At 51.8% G+C, this 21,085-nt stretch carries 18 protein-coding genes; 13 read left to right on the top strand and 5 right to left on the bottom strand.

Translation table 11 applies throughout. The annotated features are described in order from the left end of the window. Window positions 1-112: 112 nt before the first annotated feature. From EXE48_RS11555 to EXE48_RS11515, 8 genes are all read left to right on the top strand, one after another. Window positions 113-415, top strand: a complete 303-nt coding sequence (locus EXE48_RS11555) for a hypothetical protein (RefSeq protein WP_137711484.1) — start codon at window positions 113-115, stop codon at window positions 413-415. A gap of 551 nt (window positions 416-966) precedes the next feature. After that, the gene (locus EXE48_RS11550; protein WP_137711483.1) at window positions 967-1,206 is read left to right on the top strand and encodes a hypothetical protein; all 240 of its coding nucleotides are present in this window, start codon (window positions 967-969) and stop codon (window positions 1,204-1,206) included. Then, complete coding sequence (locus EXE48_RS11545; protein WP_137711482.1) at window positions 1,199-1,576, top strand: hypothetical protein; 378 nt, start codon at window positions 1,199-1,201, stop codon at window positions 1,574-1,576. The genes EXE48_RS11550 and EXE48_RS11545 overlap by 8 nt, the downstream gene beginning before the upstream one ends. Before the next feature lie 118 nt (window positions 1,577-1,694). Then, window positions 1,695-1,970: a hypothetical protein gene (locus EXE48_RS11540; protein ID WP_137711481.1), complete on the top strand. Its 276-nt coding sequence runs from the start codon at window positions 1,695-1,697 to the stop codon at window positions 1,968-1,970. Between the two features lie 24 nt (window positions 1,971-1,994). Next, a complete protein-coding gene (locus EXE48_RS11535) occupies window positions 1,995-2,264 on the top strand; it encodes a hypothetical protein (protein ID WP_137711480.1) in 270 nt (89 codons plus the stop codon). A 50-nt stretch (window positions 2,265-2,314) separates the two neighbouring features. Further along, window positions 2,315-2,722, top strand: a complete 408-nt coding sequence (locus tag EXE48_RS11530) for a hypothetical protein (RefSeq protein WP_137711479.1) — start codon at window positions 2,315-2,317, stop codon at window positions 2,720-2,722. Between the two features lie 47 nt (window positions 2,723-2,769). After that, a complete protein-coding gene (locus tag EXE48_RS11525; RefSeq protein ID WP_137711478.1) occupies window positions 2,770-3,024 on the top strand; it encodes a hypothetical protein in 255 nt (84 codons plus the stop codon). A gap of 1,011 nt (window positions 3,025-4,035) precedes the next feature. Next, the gene (locus EXE48_RS11515) at window positions 4,036-4,440 is read left to right on the top strand and encodes a hypothetical protein (RefSeq protein WP_137711477.1); all 405 of its coding nucleotides are present in this window, start codon (window positions 4,036-4,038) and stop codon (window positions 4,438-4,440) included. A 403-nt stretch (window positions 4,441-4,843) separates the two neighbouring features. On the opposite strand, the gene EXE48_RS11510 is transcribed toward EXE48_RS11515, so the two are convergent. Beyond that, window positions 4,844-6,118 (bottom strand): IS4 family transposase, encoded by a 1,275-nt coding sequence (locus EXE48_RS11510; RefSeq protein ID WP_137711476.1) that lies wholly within the window; start codon window positions 6,116-6,118, stop codon window positions 4,844-4,846. A 369-nt stretch (window positions 6,119-6,487) separates the two neighbouring features. On the opposite strand from EXE48_RS11510, the gene EXE48_RS11505 reads away from it, so the two are divergent. Next, complete coding sequence (locus EXE48_RS11505) at window positions 6,488-6,760, top strand: hypothetical protein (protein ID WP_137711475.1); 273 nt, start codon at window positions 6,488-6,490, stop codon at window positions 6,758-6,760. Window positions 6,761-6,872: 112 nt separating this feature from the next. Here EXE48_RS11505 and EXE48_RS11500 read toward each other — a convergent pair whose 3' ends face one another. Beyond that, window positions 6,873-7,829, bottom strand: a complete 957-nt coding sequence (locus tag EXE48_RS11500; RefSeq protein WP_137711474.1) for a hypothetical protein — start codon at window positions 7,827-7,829, stop codon at window positions 6,873-6,875. Between the two features lie 1,495 nt (window positions 7,830-9,324). Between EXE48_RS11500 and EXE48_RS11495 the strand changes: the two genes are divergently transcribed. Then, on the top strand, window positions 9,325-9,801 hold the full coding sequence (locus EXE48_RS11495; protein WP_137711473.1) for a hypothetical protein: 477 nt from the start codon (window positions 9,325-9,327) through the stop codon (window positions 9,799-9,801). On the opposite strand, the gene EXE48_RS11490 is transcribed toward EXE48_RS11495, so the two are convergent. Further along, window positions 9,793-10,614 carry a hypothetical protein gene (locus EXE48_RS11490; RefSeq protein WP_137711472.1) on the bottom strand — a complete coding sequence of 274 codons (822 nt, stop codon included), beginning with the start codon at window positions 10,612-10,614 and terminating at the stop codon, window positions 9,793-9,795. The two genes, EXE48_RS11495 and EXE48_RS11490, sit on opposite strands and share 9 nt — an antisense overlap. Before the next feature lie 124 nt (window positions 10,615-10,738). Between EXE48_RS11490 and EXE48_RS11485 the strand changes: the two genes are divergently transcribed. Beyond that, a complete protein-coding gene (locus tag EXE48_RS11485) occupies window positions 10,739-10,966 on the top strand; it encodes a hypothetical protein (protein WP_137711471.1) in 228 nt (75 codons plus the stop codon). 30 nt (window positions 10,967-10,996) lie between these two features. On the opposite strand, the gene EXE48_RS11480 is transcribed toward EXE48_RS11485, so the two are convergent. Together EXE48_RS11480 and rdfA are read right to left on the bottom strand one after the other, a co-directional pair. After that, window positions 10,997-13,000, bottom strand: a complete 2,004-nt coding sequence (locus EXE48_RS11480) for an archaea-specific SMC-related protein (protein ID WP_137711470.1) — start codon at window positions 12,998-13,000, stop codon at window positions 10,997-10,999. A 36-nt stretch (window positions 13,001-13,036) separates the two neighbouring features. Further along, window positions 13,037-13,819: a rod-determining factor RdfA gene (gene rdfA / locus EXE48_RS11475; RefSeq protein ID WP_137711469.1), complete on the bottom strand. Its 783-nt coding sequence runs from the start codon at window positions 13,817-13,819 to the stop codon at window positions 13,037-13,039. A gap of 768 nt (window positions 13,820-14,587) precedes the next feature. Between rdfA and EXE48_RS11470 the strand changes: the two genes are divergently transcribed. Then, the gene (locus EXE48_RS11470; RefSeq protein ID WP_137711468.1) at window positions 14,588-19,585 is read left to right on the top strand and encodes an AAA domain-containing protein; all 4,998 of its coding nucleotides are present in this window, start codon (window positions 14,588-14,590) and stop codon (window positions 19,583-19,585) included. Between the two features lie 524 nt (window positions 19,586-20,109). Beyond that, window positions 20,110-20,892 (top strand): DNA adenine methylase, encoded by a 783-nt coding sequence (locus tag EXE48_RS11465; protein WP_137711467.1) that lies wholly within the window; start codon window positions 20,110-20,112, stop codon window positions 20,890-20,892. Window positions 20,893-21,085 lie beyond the last annotated feature (193 nt).

The following is a 21,085-nucleotide window of genomic DNA, read 5'->3' as shown; positions in this document are numbered from 1 at the left end:
TACCCGCGACCCAAGGCGTGATGCCGAGAGATCAACTCTCTCCGCGGGCATCCTACCATTCAAAGGGTAGGTCACGATCGCCGCAGAAGGTCGAAAAATCGAGCGACCACACATGAAAGACAGAGAAGACACACATTCAGAAGCCGACAGTAGCACCTTCATCGAACAGCTAACCCGGATTTCCAACGAAGGCTATGCCCTCGTCAACGACGATAAAAAAGACAAATGGTTGAGTATCGTCTATGAAGGGAATGTTGGACATATCCTTTGTACGACGCTACACTCTAACGACATCGCAGACGGCGAAGAGATTCCAACACCGCTAGCCCGTGACTTCATCATGGATGACGGTCTTGTATATAAGGAACCACCCGAGAAAGTCAAAAGAGAGGTAAACAGGCTTGAGCAGATATAATCAAGACGACAAAAGACAGAAGACAGCCTACAGAGTAGCAGCCCCCGCAGTCTCAACAGGCTATAATTTAGCCTGACTACATTACAATGCTCCACAGACTCACGGTACCCCCATGGGAACGAGAGCCACCAACATGCGACATTTGTGGCGGGGAAAAATGGGGAGGGCCTTCATCGCACAAGCACTATTGTAAACACGGGCACGTAGCCCCCGTCCACGTTCGAACGGACGTCAACAAGAGGCCACAATCAGATACTGAGTCGGAACATCCCTCTGAGCAACTAAACAGAATCTCACAAGAAGGATACGCCCTTATTGACGACGGGCGAGAAGACATGTGGCTTAGTGTTGGCCGCAGAGGTGATGCTAGCTATATCCTGCGCGCCACGCTGCACTCCAATGAAACTGCTACAAGCAAAGAAATTCCAGCGCCACTTGCCCGCGATCTCATCCGCAAGAATGGCCTAATGTTTGAAGAACCACCAGAAGCGATACAGCACGAAGTCAACCAAGTAGACCGGATCTAACCACCGAACAACCCTCACGTAAGCATGTCAGAGCAAAAAGATACGACCCAAGAGCTGCCTGAATGGGAAATTGGGATCCGCGCATGGGGCCCTGACCACGAACCGGGAGAAGCAGATTACGAGCATTATCACCCCCAAGCTGAAACGAAAGAGAAAGCGATCGAGATGGCAAAAGAAGAGGCAACGGGGATTGGCATCAACAGTATCGTCGGGATAGCTGATTCCTACGAGGTCTACATGGTAGAGGGACCGTTTGATGCCTGATCAAAGCCACCACGCAGCACATGACGCCGATCAGCTCGGATGGGCAGTATGGACTACTGACGGGCACAATGAAGAGTGCTACGCGGTAGTTGCCGACTCAAAACGAGAAGCTCGAGAGAAAGCCGAAGAACGCCACGGCGAAGCACTAGGAAAAGTCCATATCGATGGCCCCTTCCAAGACGCTGAACCCGGTGTGTTCCGGTTCGAGTACATCACAAGGCATAGAGAGACAATCACCGTGGAAGCTCCAACAGAAGAATACGCAAGAGAGTCAGCAAGCGCGAACCGAAACTATAGTGGTGAGTACATCGACACGGTGTACAGCGAGACGCGGAAATTAGATACAGAGACAGGTAGTGAAGATGAGTAGAGAGAGTGAGTCCAGTGGATCAAGTCCGACAGGGACAGATGATCAAATCAATAACAATCCCCATGTAGATGGTCTTACTCGAGGGACTATCATCGAATACGACGGCTGGCAATGGGGCGTGGTCACCGAGATCGCTGAAGAAAAGGATCCAACTAAAATCGGGTTCGTCCTTCTCGACGAAATAAGTGATGACCTCGTGCCCTTACTAGAAGAGGCATCAAGGTGTCCAGAACACTACAAGGTCGTAGAAGCATTCCGCGGATCAGAACACGAGTATTGGACAGACATACAGTACGTATTAGAAAACGATATATGGGGTATTCTCGGGCCCACACACCCCAGTTCACATGAACCCAATAACAGAGTCGAACACAATTCAACCCCGTTGGAGTAGCACGGCTCGTCTCCGTGCCGGGGCATGGGTAGTAACCTACCCACCAACCACGCTATGCCAACAGCTGACCTAACAGAAGTCGACTTTACCCTGCGAGAAGTACTAGTCCGGGACCGAATCGATGATGAAGAACGGACCATGTGGCAGGTAGAAAACGAGAACATGGAAGGCGCCATTCGAGAAGACAGCCCAAGCGAGGCGCTCGAAATGTTTGCTGCTTGTCTTGAAACAGACAATGAAAAGGCAAAGATCGACCTCGAAGACCTCGAGACAGAGTCGGAACCGCTAGCGTAAGGGGGTAACCCCTCTATATCTTATTGGGTAGCGACCCACATCGTAATACAATGACTGAACCCAAACCCCAACCCGAATTCCCCGAGCCGAAGGATCCAAAAAAACGAGCCGAGATCGCTGTCGAGGAAGCAGGCGGCCTCCCTGATGACAATCCGTTCACCGAGGTCGTCGAAAACCTCAGAGCTGATGGGAAGTCATGGGACGATATCTTTTGGAAAATGGACGAAGTGTTCAGCGTCGTTGATGAAGGTGCAGCAGAAGAGGGCACCGAGATGATCGCAGAATGGAGTGTCACGGCAAAAGTTCCTGATCAGGGGGCACCCTCAGGTTTCCGGTATGAAACACACAAGCGAGTGGCCGAAACAGCTGAAAAGGCTGAGCAGAGGGTAAGTGAATCAACTGGCCACAAAGTCGTTGAAGAGAAAACTGAACAGACCGACTACGGGAAATACTCGTAACAACGCGGCGGGGCACAGGTAGCTTGCCCCAGAGAATTTTCACATTCATGAGCAACAGTAACCACGTCGAGATAACCGATATAGAAGAGTGGGTTAACAGGACGTACAGCGATCGCACCGTCATATACCTCCCACATAACTGTCTCAGAGTAACAAACAGCTCTTCAACAGATTTTGTAGATGTCTGCGTCACAGGTGAAGGTGAGATCCGACTGTTCGGTGAGGAACACGGAAACAAGATAGACAAGACCTGCGACGCCACCCGTCAAGACTTCCTCAGTACTCTTCCAGAACTCAAGTGATGTTGTTTGTTTAGCTGTATGGGTGATTTTCCACAATGAAATCCAAACACTCTCGCCCCCAGCAAAAAGGTAAAATCCGAGAGTCGCCCCGGTTTGATCGGTCCCACTGGCCGCAAACGTGGACAAGCGAATGGAGAGTTCAGGTCGCGGACTTCTTCTGCGGCCGTGGTGGGGTAGGTCGAGCTCTCGACGAATGGTTTCCGAGAAACATGTACTTCGGCGTCGACATAGAGCCATATGGAGAGGACTACCCCGGTAACTTCATCCAAGCAGACTTGCTGAATAATGGACCGCCATTTGATGGCGTTGTCGCAGATCTAATTTGGGTTTCATTCCCCTGTACCGCATACTCACCGCTATCAGCTACACACTACGGGAGCGCAGAGGCAGCACTCAATGAAAATCCGAGGATTACCGAGGAATTAAGAAAATTTCTTCTTCAGCGTTCCGCACACTACGTGATTGAAAACGTTCCGGGCGCGACTCGAGCCGGTGACCTAGACGCTAACACTCGGTGTAATGGCCTCTTCTTCGGGGAAGATTTCGATCTTGAGCGTCATTTCGAAACTACCTTTGATGTCCCTGAAGCGTACACCGAAGGTACTGCCTCAATCACGATCGATACTCGAGGCGACCAATCACCTGCTGAACTTGCTCAAGCAAAAGGAGTGCCTCATACTTGGTCTAAGCAATCAATCCGCTCTGCTATCCCGTGGCAGTACACGTGGTGGATTCTTTCGCACTGTCCGTCTTATACCGTGTCCCGCACCAAAGATGGAACAGCAGTCTCTCAAGAGCTTCACAGAGGGTGGCGTCGGTAAATACCTCCGAACCCCTGAAGGAAGACTTGGAGGGACAGATGTCGCCCCACAAGACAAACTCTACACCGATAAGAGAGAGTAGCGCACCTGAATTCGTTACTGAAAACATCATCTAAGACCAGACAACTCAAGGGCTTCTCTTGCGCTCTTTTATCAAGTAGTATAACCAGCCCCGATTCAGCTCAATACTATGACCGGAAACTCCAGAGATTCCAATGACACGATACCCGCTGAATGGCCGTCAGACACACCAGCTATCTCTAAGCGCATCAGCGCATTGCTGAAAGGGATAGTACACAGCAACTCCGATCACAAAATCCAGACCGCGATAGGAGCAAAACCAACCCACAAGTTCCGAGGTGACCCAGAGATAGTCAAGATCGATCTCATCAAGATATGGTACGTCCTCCATTACGGAGAACTTGGAGAAAGCCGTACAACGAACATCTACACGGAGAAGATAGGAACTACTCACACAACTCCAGAACACATGTCAAGGGAGAGCATCTGTGCCATGCTGCTCCCGTTAGAGTCGAACAGCTGGCAGCCACCGGATACTTCCTGCGAGCCTCCGGATGGCGGTACAGATGATTGAACAGCGGTACGGAAAAGAGACAAGAATCGAGTCATCAACGTTCGTGTCACCGACAATGCCAACTAAGCCACACACACCAGCGCCTGACAAAATGAATCACTTCGTCGTAATGGATAGCTTTGGGGGCGATTGGACTCCCTTCGCAGTCTTATCAGACGCCACAGAAGCAATCCACCTCCAGCAGATGCTATCAGCCGACGCCGATGCGCGGTGCGCAACAGGGCCGTTTTTCGGCAGTCCAGAAGCGGCAAAGAACGGAGAGCTATCAAAGCCACCAGAGGGCATTGACGAGATCATAGTAGTGTTCAACTCGTATGACGTCGTCGCGCTGTCGGACAACGATCGTACGGCCAGAGAAATACAAGCCGAACTCGGGGAGAGTTTTAGAACCATCCGTCTTCAGTTAAGACTCACACCTCGGTTGTGTAGCGGTAGCGAGTGTCTCTTGTAAGATTGGTCGTCGTTTGTGGATCTTTTGAGCGTCTTCGATCAGCCGGTCGAGCAGCGGCGGTGGTGAGTAGCCGAGGAACTCGCCGAGTTCGTGGAGCAAAAGCTGGGCGTGCGACCGAAAGGTCGCCGCCCAGCGCTCTGTCGGAAACACAAGCTCATCATCCGCCTGCTCAGTGACTAGATCCAACAGATCGCGGCTTACAAGCAGCGACAGCAGCGCTGCGTACAATAAGATCCTCACCACGTGTTCGTCACTCGTGTCGAACTCGTCCAATTCGTACTGCGTCTTCAGCTCCCGGAACAGCAACTCAACTTCCCACCGACAGCGGTAGATCTCCGCTAAATCCGCCGGAAAGAACTCTTTCCTCGCTAAATTCGTTATGTACAGGTGGTAGTCGTCGGCGTCCTCGTCGCGGACGCCGACGACGCGAAATCGCTTCGTATCTAGCGACTGCGTCCCATTGTACGGCCCTCGTTTGAATTCGACTTCGACCTCCACATCGATGTACTTCCGATCGAGATCGTTGAGAACAGCTCGGAGCTGCTTGCCCTCCAAGGGAATGGCGCGGCCGCGCCATTCCCGTAATTCTGCCGTAATCACCGGGTTCGCGTTCTGCTTCAGCCGACTCACGAAGTAGCCGTCGTTCTCGTCGATCAGCGCAAACCGGCGGTACTTGAAGTAGGCGAGATCGAACAGCATGAGGCGGTTCTCAAGCCATGGCCCTGTTTTGAACAGGGTGCTGTCGTGTGTTTTCTCGTCAGCAGTATCGATCCGTTCGATCGTCTGCTCTGTGGCATTGTGGAGCAGGTGGAGCTTCGCTCCAGCCTGCTCCTCGTGGCGGGCTTCGAACTGATCTGAAAGAAACTCATGTAACCGCAACACCGTTCCATCGGCGATCATCACGTCTCTAAATCGGTCGATATCAGCGTCAACAGCATCAGGAACAGCGACCTCGTCGAGACCGCGCTCGACGAGGTCGCGGAGGTACTCCGCAAGCGTCGGCGTCAACCGCTGATAGAACCCGCTGGGCGAGATTGTCTCATCGGCAGTTGAGTTGTAAGATCGTCTGAACCCGGCGAGTGTTCGGCTTTCGCCTGCGGCGAAACCGAACACAAATGTCCAGACGAAGGCAGGGATCTGAAGCTTGCGGTCACGTTCGACCACGCCGAGTTCCTCGGCGTGCTCTTCGAGAAACTCAGAGGGAAACAGTGTAGTGAGCCGACGCATAATTCGAGATGAGGAGCCGTTGGGCACAAACTCGGCTTCCTCATTCCTTCCGAAAGATGTCTCGATAAGCCTCCGCTATCACGCGGTTTCTTGCTTAACTGAAGACAGATGGTTTTAGAACAGCGTATGCTGTATACGAGACCGCCGAAGACGTTGTGACAGAAAAACCACAAGCTGTTGGGAAATTCATCAGCACCAACGCGACTGCCAGTGACCTCCTCGACGAAATTGAGTGAAACCCCCGCTTGACCGGCATTCCAAAGAAAAAAGTCCAGACAGAGAGGGAGATGGATAACCTAGAACAGGTAATTCAAGCAGAAAATTAGAACATCGCTATCAGCATTTTTCGCTAGGTAATGTGCGGCCATTATGAAGAAAGTAACACTAGATAGCGGCCACACGGTAAATATTGGAGACCGATATACGATGGATTACAACAACAAGCAACTAGGAATACCGGACAGCTCCCACCTGAAGGTCGCCAATATCACCAGTATTCCAAACGGCACTTCGATCGTGTTCGATGTGACCTTCCCCGAAGGCGTCGAGCCGATGAACCACTTCAACGACGACTACACCCAGATAATGGCCTTTGCCATGAGTAACCTGCTCGAAGACGCTCGTGGAATGTCTCCAAAGTGAGCACCCTTCCGATTTCTGTTTCTTGAGTAGTTCACAACACGGGTGGGTGATACACCGGCAACGGACGAGTGTGGGAAGTAGCGATCATCCGAGAAAACATTAGCCAACCGCTTCAGCGCAACAACGACAGCTCATCGGTACTCTTTGACTTCAACTGGATGCGGTTTATTCGGTCTTGAAGCTCCCAATTGAGGAACCTAGCTGATGTAGCGTGAGGAGAGTCATCGACGTGATTGTCCTCGCGGAACCGCGCGAACCCGGCTGCCAACTTTCGCATCGTTTGATACGCCTGCTGCTTGTCGGTAATGGCAGAATGGGGTCCATAAGAGGGTTCGCCACAAAACCGGCCGCTGTTCTCATCAGCTTCGACGGTTGCCTTGATCTCACACTCTGCATGGTTGCTAAATTGTGGTTCGTCTACCGACGACGTGTACGGCCCCTCATCTGGAACGAGCTGATCCGAAGAAAGGTACTCAGATTCCAGTTCGACACACGGTGAATCGGCAACAACGAGACCGGCAGCGGACAGAAGTTGAGGTGGGCACTCAACTTGCTCAAGTAATGGGACTTCATGTTCAAAACACCCGTTTACTGGGCTTGACAAGCACAGTATCGAAGCAGGTGATTGGAGTGTTGTGTGAGTACCGCTTCGAGAGAACGTATACTCTCCAGTTGAGAGTACTGATTCAACCGCTTTGAGTACATCCACGGGGAGTGCTTCAGGCCGTTTGATCACGACAAGGGAAGGTTCGCATTCGAACAGGATCCCGTGATTCACCTGTCCGTTCTTGATCGTGCCAATTACCGTTTCAAAATCTGCTGCTTCACCATTAACCTCAACCGCACCGGAGATCTCCTCCGATATCTGGGCGGCAGCAGACTCAAGGAGGGAGCCCGCTGGTAGAAACATTGCCGAGTGGAAACGATCCCTAAGCGAAAGGCGGTTGATAGCCTGTAATTTCACTGTGAGATCAGCCAACTCAACTCCGGGGTCCAATAAGCGGTGTGAGCCATAATCCTCAGACTCCACCGAGTTACCCCTTCCAGTAAGGCTGTGCGGAGAGACCATCCTATACCCAAAATGAACTCTGAACCCTATAAATATGTTCGTACGTATTATCAACTATGAATCTTGGGTGAATTTTGGGTCCGGTTTCAGAATACTATATGATATAGCGACATATAATATGTAGTACCCCTGAATTGAGTACTCGGTGATTTATTTTTTGTATATTGGTGTCTCCTGCTGATTCGTTCGGAGTCAAGAACTCTTACCGCCAGTCTGATCAAAGATCAAAAACACTTCCTATTCGATAAATATAATGAACACAATCGCCAGCCGTCAAGTCAATCACGTTGATAATGAGGCCAAGTCAGTTAGGAATGTCGCCAGCGAGACAACCGCTTCAATCGAAAAGTTGTCTCCGTCTCCCCCGGCCCCTGCTCACACTCTTGAATTGCCAAATACGAACCCATTGCGGAGTTACCCACAGAACTACGACTTGATCTACGATACTGAAGCTGGATCGTATGGCTGGCTCGCTCCTACGCAAGGTGAGTCACTGTCGCTGACGTGCCACTGGTTATCGCCACCCCTTGCGGGTGAATGTACCGACGTCGACCAGCACACGCTTGATCGGCGATCGGCAAGTGGGGCGCTCAAAATTGTTTGTGAGTCAGTTCCGCATCCGCACGACTGTTGGTGGATCCCTTTAATATTAAACCGTTCCCCAACTGAGTTCGGGATTGCTGCCCGCGAGTCGTCCCCCGCACATCATTCTGGTTCCCTCTTCCCGGAGTCCACAAGACGGTCGGGGCTGATTGATGAGACTGAGCTGTATCTTGACGAACCAACTCGCCCTTACAAGTCTCCCGCAGTTAGCACGAGAGACCTGAAGTGCGTCCGACTTCGGAGCCGAGCAAAGGTATCAGACTTCCTCGAGTCTCCCCTAGTCGATCATCGGCTGGGAGATGTTCAAGGGTGGAAAGCAGTCTTTGCGGCTGTCTCCCCTGAAGGCCACATTGTTGCGCTTACAACATTAGGGAGGCCGCCCAGCCGCAAGATTGATCCGAACGCTGGCGGAAAGCATCCTAAATATGGCGAAGTGACAAATCTAACTCGGTACGCAGCCCACCCTAACCGTCCAGAAAACGTGGCAACGTGGCTCATCGCCCGCGCTAGAAGATGGGCAGCCTTGAGCGGATATGAAACACTTTTGACTTACGCGGGGGTCGACGATAACAGGGGAACAATCTACCGGGCAGCTGGGTTCAGGGAAGAGCAGTCGAGCGAAGTGGATGGATCTACATGGACAAACCGTTCTGGAAGGGAAGAGCGCCATGAGTATGAACTAAAGCCATTTCTTGCCCGCCTCACCGACTGTTCACCACTTAATGAGCTCGAAGACACACAGTTTGGTAGCTCCTATGACTCCAGACAAACTGACGGAGAAACTGTCGAACAAACGACTCTGTCAGGAAAGTCGTTTCAGCCGTCACCTGATTCGGGGGCATCACCAAATGGGGTACTAAGACTGAATCGCCCAACAGAGGGCGTAGGGGAAATGACCGAAGAGATCCTCGAGACAACTGCGGCTAGAGAGTCACAATTCACCGCTAAAGAGCTCAAGTCCCATCTAAATCAAGCCGATGCGTGTTATGGCTACGCAGCCGATGGGGATATAATTGCACTCGCATGTGTCGTCCAGCCCCCCATTGACAGGTACACTTCGGCTGGTGAGCGCGCGATTTGCCGTTCAGAGAGCGAGCAGAGCGCGTCCCCGCGCCGCGACACAAAGGCGCGCGTGACTGCCTTAGCAGTCGCACCAAGCGCGTGTGTCCACCTTTCCACGAAAGTCGGAGAACTTCTCGGACACATACGCCAGTGGAGCAAGCTTGAAGGATTCGACGGAATTGTCGTCGACGTCTCACCACCCGTCGACTGTCCGGATTTCACCGGGACCAATATACAGAGAGCCCCAAGTGAGGTTGTCTATAGTGCTTGTAAGGATACAAACGTCCCCGCCACTCCGCTACTGTGACTCGGTTTCCAGATCTGTAGCTCCTACCTTCTTGACCTGAATTGACTGGGTGAAGACAACAGCTCCCTCTTGGATAACCTTAGCAGATGCTCGGACAAGGTCTCCATCTTTTTCTATCATATAGGAGCCAGATGCCGTCCCACTGGTGACTGGTAAGTATTGAGTATCAGCGAAGTCCCTAACATTGTACTTGAGAGTTCCCGGGTCGGGTTCTCCAATAATAGCCAGATCAAATCGTATCAAGTAGCGCTCGATGACTCGTCCGATCGGTTGTAGCAAGTAGTCTACCGCGCGCCCTTGTGACTCGAACTCGCTCTCAATAGAGCCTTGGTGTAGTACTGTGTCGTCAACAGAGGCCGACCGGTTCTGCTCATCAAGTCCATCAGATTGGTAATCTACTACTGCACGATTTGCTTCAGGGTCGCGCCTAAACGTACCGTGACGTCGCCACGCGAGCTCGCTTCCGTTTGGGCGATAGGCCGATTCAACCTCACAAGTGAGATTAGATTCGCGTAAGAAAGCGACCAATTGAGTAATGACATCTACAGACGAGACAACGCCATCTGCTCCATACCCGTCTGGGAATGTCTGAATATCAGTAGCACTCTCAGAGGCGTCTTTAGTAGCATTTGAGCCACCAGTTGGCTCGCTCTTGTCCTCCTCTCTGAGAGCGGTTTCTCGCCAACTTTCAGCAGATCCCAAGCACCCAGACAAGCCGAAGGTTGTTACCGCCCCAATCGATGAGAGCAGTCTACGGCGGCCAGTGATGGTACCGTTTGACTCAACACACTCAGACAAGTCTCTACCAGCCATACGATAGAGAAGATAGCGAACACACATAGTTACAACGGGGTCGCAAAACCGTAGTGATGGAAAAGCCACGGCCGGTGGCGCGAGTCTTTTGAGAGAGTCGATATAACTTTGATCCACACTTGACATGGACGCTCCAACATCACTGGACGAAGTTGTCGACATCGTGGCAAACAATGAACCCGTAACCCCAGAGGACGTCTACAACCAGATCGAATCAAACGAGATCAGTCAGGAGCAAGTTGAAAACCTCCTATCAGTCGCACTCAAGCGAGAACGTATACTAGAAGTGAACGATAAGTTCTGGGTGATGCGTGTAGGAAAGTACGCAGACAACCCCGACCAACTAGAGTGACAGCCGAAAAACAGAGGGAATCGCGAAAGGTTAGTCAGCGAGAGCAGACTCGTCAAAAGCAACAGTGTTAGTCGACTCACCAGAAACGATATCAGCATCTTCCTTCAAGAGCGCAGCTACGATATATTCTGAATCTTCCTCGAAGTAGTCAAGCAATCGCTTGAGACGTTCCCCGTCGATCATCTCAACCGAATCGAATAGAATGAACGGCATCCTCTCAGATATGTCGTGAGTCAGATATCCAGCGAGCGCAAAAGCGATCGCCACAACCTCTCGCTCACTCTCTGACAGATTCGAGAGGTCATCTCGGACTACTGACCCGTCAGCAGTTTCCCGAACAATCTGGAGATCAAATTTTGTTTCTGACGTCCCTCTCTGTGTCTCTTGTTTTCTGTCAATGTAGACGCGCGAAAGGTTGCCGTAGTCAAGGATGTCGATAAGGTCCTCCATGTGGCTGTTGAATCGTTCAACGACCTCCTCTTCCAGATCGCTAATTTTCTCGCGCACAGAGGTCAGCTCTTCCTGTACACTCTCACGCTTTTCTTCCAGCTCTTCTTCGTTTTCTTTGGCCTCTTCAGCCTCTTTGAGTTTTTCTTTCTCCAGCTCAATCTGCTTGACTACACTACTGAGATCACCCTCAAGATCCTTGCGTTCTAATTTTAACGAGACAATTTTATCTTCTTCATCGTCTTCCTCCTGTATCTCAGACTGCAATTCATCTATTTCCTCTGTTAGATCCGCGATCTGCTGTTGCGTGTTCTCACGCTCCTCTTTCCACTCTTCAATATCCGATTGCTTCTCTTCGATCTGTGTTTTCAGGTCTTCTTTCTGATTTTCAAGCCGCGTTATTTCACCCTCAAGTTCTCTATACCTCTGAGCATCGTCTAGTAGCTGACTTGCTCTATCTAAAAGTTGGTCTGCCTCCTCACTCAGTGCTTCACGCTGCTCGCTGAGCGCTCGTATTTGATCTTCTATATCCGCAACACTCGTCTCTGAGCCACAAGTCCAACAATTCACAGAAGCATCTTCCTGTATTTCACCCTGTGAGAGCTGCTGTGTGATATCTTGAACGTCAGACTCGCCCTCAGAGCCCGCTAATCTCTCTCGCAAGGCACTCTGGTCATCTTGTAGCATCTCACGATTGAACGACACAACCGAATCGATAGCGCTGACCGTGTCGTTCAATCTTTCTGCTCGAGTCTGGATCTCACGACGCTGTTCTTCAGCAGCATCTGGATCTACGTCAAGATTGCCGAACGCTGAGCGCGCGTCTTCAAGATCAGCAATTGTTGATTCTCGACTCTCTTCGAGAGACTCAATCCGTGATTTCGCTCGCTCAATCTTCCCTTCGAGATCGTCTAAATCCCCCCTCAAAGACTTCCTATCAGATGAAAGAGTGTCAAGCCGCTTGCTTCGTTCATCCTGATCGCTACTCTCATCATCAGCAGCTTCAATTTCTTCTTGCTTCTGAGCGATTTTCTCCTCTAACTCCGCTTTCCTATCTTCAAGCGAAGTAAGCTCTTCTTGAGCTAAAACTTCTTGATCCTGTTTCTGTTTGGCTTCCTGAATTTGCTCATCGAGCGATTGCTTCTGATTTACTAACTCTCTTTCTCGAGCCTCAATAGCAGCCTTGTCCACAGGCAGCATCGCCAGATCCGCAAGCCCACTAGTGTCTAAGTTCCGCATGGCCTGTCGGATGTCATTGTCCATAAACAACCATGCGAATGGAGCGATGTCAGTCACATCGTCTACATAGCCATCTCCAGATACAACCGAATTAGCGCCCTTATCTGTGACTTCTCGAGTGTATTCTTCATCGCCCAACTGGATTATGACGCTACCGGCGTCTTCTCCTGACTTCACAGAAGAGTAAGACCCTCCCAACCCTGTCGCAAGTGCCTCTAAGAAAGAAGTACGATTAGTCGCGTTCGCTCCGGAAAGAATGTTGATGCCGGGCTCGAGCGCTGCCGATCGGCTATCAATGCCACCAAGGTTCGTAATGCCAATTTTAGCCGGTTTAAATGTGTTACTCATTGTTAACTCTATAAATATCAGTCCACTAGGTACAAATTACTTGTCCTCAACGGAAGTCGGGAGCGCTTGCTCTCCAACACCGTCAGCAACAGTATTGCCGCCGTCTGACTCCTTCCTCACTTTGGCATCTCCCGAACCACCGTTCTCAGAATTTTTGTCCTCAACATGGACATCGGAGCAATAGCACCCACCGTCCTCGAGAAAACTCACGAGAGACTTTTTGTATCCACACTCATCGCATCGAATATCAACGGAAGCACTAATCTCAAGACGACCAGATACGTCGTCAGAATCTTCCACGTTCCTATTCATCAATGTCTCTCCAATCTTAGCTGCTTTTGCCGTAATTCGACGAACCGTATCTTGATCGTTAGCGAGGGAATTCTCACTCTGATTCTTCGCAGAGGGAGACTCAACTTCTAAACATTTTGTGAGATGGGTGTAGATAGATTGGTATGAGACGAAGTAATCCGTGGTGATCTTATCTACATCAAAGCCAGATTCCTCAAGATCCTCGATTAGTTCCTCGCGGTCACGTCGAGCTGACTGAGGCGACTCCTCATCATCTGGATCCTGAGACAAAATATCATAGAATGGGCCTGCTTGGCTCTTCATGAATCCAGTGTCAGATTCTTCAAAGAGTTTTTTGAGAACTCGGGTATTGAAATAATCAGCCAACTCCCTGACGCTCATCTGTTCAGGGTGGTCCCCACTCCAACGACCAACCAACTCTTCATCAATATCTGTAAGACCAAGTTGGGACGCAACGTCGCCAACTTTACACCCGCATTTTGATCCCGCTCCCACTGGCTGAGTCATCTTGAGGTAAAATCTGAACGCAATGTATTTAAAGCCTATTATCGTTTTTAGTTAAGTATCGGTGACATTGCCCACCGAAGATAGTACAGATCAGACGATACGCACACCGCATCCCAGTAGATTACTATTAAGATAGAATGGCATTTTCGCCCCAGTTGGTATTTCCAGAAGCGCTCAATCAGCCCGTATCTCAAACCATGATTAGAGGCCTGTTCTGTGGCTAAACACGCACTGACAACCGGATATTATCCTTTTTGATACCGTCCCCTGACACGACTCATGGTATCCGAACGCTTGGGAAGCCCCAACGTTCACACCGGACAAAAATTACAATCTAGTCCAATCTGATGTTTTGGTCTGACGTGCCTTGATCGCGGTACCCGCTCTCATCTCAACCTCAAATTGAGCCCCAGAGCGGCAAAATTCGTCTGGCAAGTCAGATTTCGATACGATTTCGGTTGTAGTGTTTGGTCCCGACCCGACAACTAGTTGAACAGCTTCTCTAGTCTCCGTTAGCACTTCAGCATCGTGGACCCCTTCCTCGGGTTCGGTATCTTCCGCTCCCAAAGTCGAGTCTGGACTTCCACGAGAGGACTCATCTCCAATGCCACTAGCAGCGTTAGGGTCTCTCATATGCTTCATTCATACTCTCCCCCAATATGAAACCACGGTCGCTACGGCTGCTAGAAATGCCGGGTTCCAGTTAGTGGCGCCTCATATCCACTCTAGGCCGGTATTTTATATTCAGGTAGTCTATGTGATTGGACTATGCCTCCACAGAATCCTCCAACGAACTACAAGCAGACGCTAGCAGCGAAAGAGGGGATTAGACCCAAACTGTCTCCAACTGATATCGCACAGTACATCTCACATTCAGAGTGTCCCCGGCTCTTTGAGTTCCAAGTGAGTGAAGAGTTCGAAGAAAATCATCTTGAACAGTACTCGTACAATGCGCCCTATGATCCCCTTAGCCCTGTCTTGGCCGCGGACGGGATCGCGTTTGAGAGTGCTGTCGAGCAAAGGCTTTCGGCTAGAGCCCACACACATTACGACTATACTGACTCATATTCGGATGGAGCAACTCCAGCTGATAAGTGGAAAAAGAGTCGCAGAGACCTTGGTGAAGCCATCTATGAGTATGCAACACACCCCACGCCCGACGGTCACCTATTAATCACACAGGCACACCTCGCACCCGCTCTTGGAACGTGGCCGTTAGGTGGTCAAGCGGACGCACTACTCATCTGGCGGTGTGATGCGACAGAGGCCAGCAAACCGCTTACAGACACGGGAGGGGGCACACCGGCCACGGACGACGTCAGCCAACCTCACCTCCGTTTCTGTATCATCGACGCTAAGGCATCATCTGAAGTCCAGACGTACCATCAAGCGCAAGTTGCGGTCTACACCCTCCTTCTTCGCCAGTTTCTCTCGGCGATCCCGTGGCTTGAGCCATCCGCATGTGATACGAACGAGTCACCGAAGAAGTCCCTTCAGTCTCGATTCCACACCTGTACCGACACTGTAGACGTTCTCCCGGGGGATCCAGATGGAGTGCTATCCATCCCAGACGATATCGACTCCCCATTCTCGTGGGATATTACAGGGGGTGTCATAACCCGAGACACGGATCTTGATATCCCCGAGCAGAAATCGATTCAGAACATCAGTACGGACCAGTATGACGCACCCGCTGTAACACCCAGCGAACTGCCATCTTTCGATCTCCAGAGTCGTGAACTCGATATTAAGAATCTACTCTCGGATAGTGGGCGTTTTAACAAAATCTGGAACAGCTCGCCGGCTCAAACCCGGTATAGCCTCGGAAGTAAATGTACGAATTGTCGCCATCGGACAGCATGTTTCACAAGCGCTGTCGAAGACGGTACACTGGGAGCACTCGGTATTAGTGCCGGAGAGCAAGCCGTCCTTGAGCAATACGATATTGAAACCATCGCCGACCTCGCCAATATAGCGTACAAGCCGACGGACCCGAATCCGCGAGACGAGCCGGAACCAGACATCAAGCGCGCGTATCAGGAAACATATGACAGCTTGATGAGCGACACGACTCTCAGCCAGTCGCTCCATCGATACATCATACAAGCACAATCGCACCTTGGCTTGGTCAGGAGCTCATCGGGGAGCGCCCTCGGCGGAGTCAGGCCGTCAGCGATTCCCGGGAGCCGGGACGCGAAGCTTCCAGAAGACGATCCGGGATATGACCTATCCCAGTACGGAGACGGACTCTCTTTCCCGCAGGGGAGTCTGATCCGGTGCTACCTGATCCCCCACACGGATCCGCGGTTCAACCGACTCGCGATGATCTCAGCTCGGGTGACAGCCGTGAACGCCGACGTGACTGAGACTATTGTTGCCTCTCTCCCGTCATTTCCTACGAATGAGTCTGAAGCGGGAACTACCGAAAGCGAACTTATCCGCGACTTCACAACCCAGCTTTCATCCGCGATCTCGGCGGTGGCAAAGGATCTCGATGTCGACGGGCTCCCACTTCACTTCTACACATTCACCGATGGGGACACACAGGCAATTACTGACGCACTTGATCGGAACAAGGATCATACTCCTGAAGTGGACACCTTATCAGATCTCCTCCAGAGTCGAGGAGGCATCGACGAACACGTATTAAGCTCGGTCAAGCCTGCGATCAGCTCTCAATTCGCGCTCGGAACACCTGCTAATGGGCTACTCCAGTACTGGAGTCTCCTCCGGGCGGGAAGCTCAGGTGAAGCCCTACCTGCGCATTCAATGAAGTACGAGCGAACAGACGGGACAGAAATCAATCTAAGAAAAGCATTCACTTTCCAGTTCTTCGGGTACGAAGCGCCGTATACATCGGCGTCTCCTACACCGACGCTCTACCCGGAACAGAACGCAGACACCAGCCCAGACGGACGGTTTCCATTATGGCCGACAGCGACAAATCAAGTACCAATCGAATATCTTGCGGCCGCAGAAGGCTACCTATCAGACGATTTCATCGCTTCTCTCGGCGAACACTACGACGAGGCACCACCGCTGAGTGAATTCCGATATATTGATCCGACCGACGACGACCCAGTAGAGTTGGCGAACGAAGACGTCGAAACGATGGCAGGGCGCCTCGCACATGCGCTAAATCACATCGAACGGAGCGTCGATCACAAGGCACTCGCAACTGACAAGACCGCTTTCCCTGACGACCTGTTTAACGAGTTTTCTCTCGGCACATCAGACCTGAAGCAGGCTTCCATGGAGTACCTCCACCTCGAACACGATACAGCTCAGTCTGATCTCGATGACCATCTGGAGCGCCCTATAAGAAGCCGAATTGCGAGTGGGCGATCCATCCCAATGGCCGTTGAGTCAGCTAAAATCGACGAGAATTCGAATAATCTGATTGTCGAAGGATGGGTGGCGTATAAATGGTTCTTCGAAAACCCGGAGGTCATCGCCCACGCCTGCCGTCACTCAGGAGCGGGAGAAGATGGAATGGGCTCATGGCTCGTCGCAAATGAGCTCACCGACAATCTACAACCTAAATCAACGAGCCCGGGGGAGCTCAAGCGTGGCGTCCCGATCACCCTGAATACGCTTGACCTCAATAGCGGACGCATCTCTTTCAGTGCGCTGCCGGGGTACTTCTACAAAAACGAGACTGAGTTCGAATACTACCATGACGACTGGACGGTTGAAGCGAGCGAAGCCGACAACGGTACAGTCCTTTTCGAAAAGAACTCAGTCTTCATTCTGGATGAACGCCCTGACGATTTGACTAGCCAACGCATCTATGAAGCGCTCAGCGACTCTAAGAGTGGAGGCTTTGCGGCTGGCTTCATCAATTCTCTACTGACAGACACCCCGACAACGCCGGGAGAACCAGAACCCATCCCGACAACAGACAGGTTCCCCGACCGGGGGATAGAGGCGTTCATCGATTGGGCATCCAACACACTCGAATTCGAACCCAATGACGCACAGAAGGCATTTGCGAGGGAGAACACCTCACAACTAGTCGCCCTACAAGGGCCTCCGGGTACTGGAAAAACAAGCGGTGCGCTGGCGCCAGCGCTTCTCTCCAGATTGTTTGCTGCCGGCGTCGACGGCGACTCAACGATCAGTCTGGTAGTCGCTGAGTCGAACAAGGCAATCGACGAGGCACTCGAGGACGTCGCAAGTACATACGTAGATTATCAGTCCTCCCCGCTTTACACTGCCTCCCCCGACGTAACCGCAACGGATACCCGAGTACAGGGCGCAACAACTCAGGCCAGCGAGGGGATCAATCCAATTGAGTTTGATACGGACCTCATCCGGCTTGTGGGCACCCCGCCACGAGAAGAGAAGCAATTAGAGGGCGTTTCGTACCTCAGTTACGATGAAGATGACCAAACAAGCGGAGGGTTGTCATTCGAGGACATTGCCACCCGCATTCGGGACAACCAGACCGCACAACACACCCTCTCAGAACACGGCGCCGGGACCGCACCGATACGCAACCCTGATCCTGAACAGGAGGTCGACGGCCAAACGACACTTACAGGGCTCTTTGGAGCAGCTGGCGACGAAAAAGAGAATGAAGGAACGCAGGGGAAGAGCGACGGCCAGTCTGGTGGTCCATTGCCGGCGAGTGCGACGGGGACCTCAAATCGCCCGCATACAATGATCTTCACCACACCTGCGCGGCTCTACAAGCTGATAGATAATCTCGATCCAGATACAAGCCCTGTAGAATGGCTCGATGAACAGGTAGGGTTCTTCGATCTTGTCGCCGTCGACGAGGCGTCAATGACGAGTCTCCCATCGTTCCTTCTCGCAGGTGCCTTCGCGCGTCCGTCAGCACAGTTCCTCCTCTCAGGCGACCACAGGCAGATGCCCCCTATCCGTAAACACGAATGGGAAGGTGAGACGCGTCGCACTATCCTCGAGTACGCTGGGAACCTCTCTCTACTTGACTTCGTCCGACTCCTGCGTGGAGATCTTCCCCTCGACACGGTCGAGGAGATCGACGCAGATACCCTACTCCCAGAACTCCGTGACATCGACTATGACGTCCCTCTCATCCAGCTCCCAGAAGGCTACAGGTCACACAAGCAAGTCACCGACTTCCTGAGCCAGAACATATACGAACAGGATAACTTGACCTACAACACAGAGCGAACATGGACTACACCTGACCCGTCGCCCTCTACTGATGGCTCCGCAGCTGCTCTCAACCCCGACAAACCGCTCACGCTTATCATTCACGACGATATGACGAGCCAGCAGTCAAACCCAGTCGAGGCAGCAATCTGTCACACTCTCGCTGAAGACAGACACCCAAAGGAAACATTCGGAATCGTTACCCCACACAATGCTCAGCGTGGCCTCTTGAGCACGGCCGTCACCGACGCCGACGTTGACACCGTTGAGCGCTACCAAGGCGACCAGCGTGACATTATCACCGTCTCTGCAACCGCTGCTGACCCCCAGTTCCTCCACAATGAGTCTGATTTCATCCTCGCACCCAACCGCCTCAATGTCGCCATGAGCAGGATGAAGCACAAACTCCTCGTCACCGCGTCAAGCTCAGTGTTCACACTGATGCCACAAGATGTCTCAGTATACGACCGGGCCCACCTCTGGAAGAGCCTGTACCAGACGTGTAATGTCTCCGCAGGAGAGCCTACATGGAGCGGAACTCTCGATGAGTTCTGTAGCCCCGCAACGAAGCAAAGTCAGCTGGAGATACCTGAAGATGTGTCTGTTGAGGTTTATCATCAATAGCCGCTTCGGATGCTAACCCACCAGCCCAGATGTTAGCACTAGCTACTAACATATGAAGATAGAACCGACCGCGGCTACCCAGTTGACGAGTGACTGTACGCCCGCAAGGAAAAAGAGAACGCAGCATAGTTGTCAGTACAGATGGTGAGGATACCCGCCCCGATCAGCCGAAACCGACTCGGGGAATTCAGCTGGTTTACCCTCGCGTGGTTGATCGGCGGTGTACAGTTCCTCACATCGGGGTTCGTAGGCCGAGGGGGGCTTTCAGACGCACACATCGCCTTAATTGTGCTTTCTGGGCCTCTGGTGCTACTGTTGTTCTCGTGGACCTACCGATTTTTCAGACCGTATGTGACGGCACTCTTCGCGAGACCGCCGCAGCGGTGAGCGGACCGAGAGGGAGTCCCCTTGTCTGGTGCCCGTGTTGTGTGAGAATCGCCAAAGCTGTCGCACGAGAAGACGGGAGCGCGTTTTTTGAGGCGGATTAGCGTCCAGACATTGTCATTTGAAAATTTGTAAAAGTCATGTCCTCAGAAATTCATCCAGATAACCGACACATATCGGTTCACGCAGAATGGCTCATCGAACAGCTCCCCGCACATGAGACCTATATTGAAACGCATTCGCACCGTGGCACACTACTATTCCAGAAGCCTCCAAGCAAAAATGAGGTGATTAACGACCCTAACAGCGACTTCGTCGTGTTGTACGAGACACTCCATACGGACCGCACTGAGCTCGTCAATCGCCTTACAGAGATTAACCCCAGCAAGGATACGCTCCAACGCTGGCGGGAAGATATTGAACTAGGCGACCGCCCTGAAGATCCGGTCGAGCGCACCCTCCAATTCCTGTATACTACCCCGGGCTTCCCGACCTGCTCAAGCTCTATAGAGGACATCACGAAGTCTCTAGAGTACGTAACAGATCGACTCAAAGACGTTATCGTAGATAATCGGACGTTCAGAGATATTGCGGAACAGTATGCTTACGGCAGCGCTTGCTACATGATCAACCCGCCGACAGATGCCCTCCATCGAGAGTCATACGTTCAGCCAATTGCCAACGAGTACGTGTACATTCCAACGTATATCGCAGAGTGGGATCACTCGAGCGGCACGCCTTATTACATCTACGTGACGACTAGCCCCCCACTCTGTCTTGAGCCTTGGCCCAGCCCCTCACATGTGGGTGTTAAGGCAGTGCGCAACTACGGGTTTGAATTCACTGACCAATTCAAACCTACTCAGGAGGGTGCGACGTCAAGCACCGAGGCCGGTTCACAGAAGGCGCTTACTGATATATGATAAGAGGCGGGTCAAAGCAATTTTTTGTGTGAGATAGGGTGAACCATGTCAACGACTTCAACGACACTGTATGCCGTTTGTACAGACGATCCAAACACGACTGAAGACCCGTTTGCTAGAATTGGCCCAGAACTTGCGATAGGACGTACCCAAGACGAAGCCCAAAGCCTGATCCCCAAGGTCAGAGCGTTCA

The organism is Halorubrum sp. ASP1 (assembly GCF_005435135.1).
GTDB classification, from domain to species: Archaea; Halobacteriota; Halobacteria; order Halobacteriales; family Haloferacaceae; genus Halorubrum; species Halorubrum tropicale.
Note: the sequence above shows the minus strand (reverse complement) of the source record. Positions and strands in the feature narration are given on the sequence as shown.

Coding starts and splice junctions, on each gene's coding strand:
- EXE48_RS11525 (WP_137711478.1), top strand. CDS start 2,770: ATGAGCAACAGTAACCACGTCGAGATAACCGATATAGAAGAGTGGGTT.
- EXE48_RS11495 (WP_137711473.1), top strand. CDS start 9,325: ATGACCGAAGAGATCCTCGAGACAACTGCGGCTAGAGAGTCACAATTC.
- EXE48_RS11465 (WP_137711467.1), top strand. CDS start 20,110: ATGTCCTCAGAAATTCATCCAGATAACCGACACATATCGGTTCACGCA.
- EXE48_RS11505 (WP_137711475.1), top strand. CDS start 6,488: ATGAAGAAAGTAACACTAGATAGCGGCCACACGGTAAATATTGGAGAC.
- EXE48_RS11535 (WP_137711480.1), top strand. CDS start 1,995: ATGGGTAGTAACCTACCCACCAACCACGCTATGCCAACAGCTGACCTA.
- EXE48_RS11490 (WP_137711472.1), bottom strand. CDS start 10,614: ATGGCTGGTAGAGACTTGTCTGAGTGTGTTGAGTCAAACGGTACCATC.
- EXE48_RS11500 (WP_137711474.1), bottom strand. CDS start 7,829: ATGGTCTCTCCGCACAGCCTTACTGGAAGGGGTAACTCGGTGGAGTCT.
- EXE48_RS11555 (WP_137711484.1), top strand. CDS start 113: ATGAAAGACAGAGAAGACACACATTCAGAAGCCGACAGTAGCACCTTC.
- EXE48_RS11545 (WP_137711482.1), top strand. CDS start 1,199: ATGCCTGATCAAAGCCACCACGCAGCACATGACGCCGATCAGCTCGGA.
- EXE48_RS11485 (WP_137711471.1), top strand. CDS start 10,739: ATGGACGCTCCAACATCACTGGACGAAGTTGTCGACATCGTGGCAAAC.
- EXE48_RS11530 (WP_137711479.1), top strand. CDS start 2,315: ATGACTGAACCCAAACCCCAACCCGAATTCCCCGAGCCGAAGGATCCA.
- EXE48_RS11515 (WP_137711477.1), top strand. CDS start 4,036: ATGACCGGAAACTCCAGAGATTCCAATGACACGATACCCGCTGAATGG.
- EXE48_RS11550 (WP_137711483.1), top strand. CDS start 967: ATGTCAGAGCAAAAAGATACGACCCAAGAGCTGCCTGAATGGGAAATT.
- rdfA (WP_137711469.1), bottom strand. CDS start 13,819: ATGACTCAGCCAGTGGGAGCGGGATCAAAATGCGGGTGTAAAGTTGGC.
- EXE48_RS11480 (WP_137711470.1), bottom strand. CDS start 13,000: ATGAGTAACACATTTAAACCGGCTAAAATTGGCATTACGAACCTTGGT.
- EXE48_RS11470 (WP_137711468.1), top strand. CDS start 14,588: ATGCCTCCACAGAATCCTCCAACGAACTACAAGCAGACGCTAGCAGCG.
- EXE48_RS11510 (WP_137711476.1), bottom strand. CDS start 6,118: ATGCGTCGGCTCACTACACTGTTTCCCTCTGAGTTTCTCGAAGAGCAC.